We start from the raw sequence: 334 nt of genomic DNA, 5'->3' as shown, positions 1-334 counted from the left end.
TTAGAAATGTTGATTTCCACTGCGATCGGACGCGTTCCGCGGGCACGGCTTCAGCCGCTTCCTTCGCTGCGCTCAGTCCAGGGTCTTCAGCTCGCGCTGTTCCCGCTGGAGTCGCCGCTCTCCGCTCCAATCAACAGTGTTTCCCATTAAATGAATGAGGTGATGGATATGATGACGAAGAATCAAATTAATGAACGCGAACAGTTGGAAATGCTGACCATAGAACAGTTGGTTCCTCAAGACCATCTGGTGCGCAAACTGGATGCGGCTCTTGATTTCTCCTTTATCTATCCATTAGTTGAAGATCTTTACTCAACCATTGGAAGACCGAGCA

Annotated in this window: 1 pseudogene; it reads left to right on the top strand. The window is 49.4% G+C overall.

From position 1 onward, the window contains the following. Window positions 1-168 precede the first annotated feature (168 nt). Window positions 169-334, top strand: a pseudogene (locus AWV70_RS23520) (IS5/IS1182 family transposase); the annotation flags it as partial.

Origin of the sequence: Sporosarcina koreensis, assembly GCF_001531445.1 — a bacterium.
GTDB classification, from domain to species: domain Bacteria; phylum Bacillota; class Bacilli; order Bacillales_A; family Planococcaceae; genus Sporosarcina; species Sporosarcina koreensis_C.
Note: the sequence above shows the minus strand (reverse complement) of the source record. Positions and strands in the feature narration are given on the sequence as shown.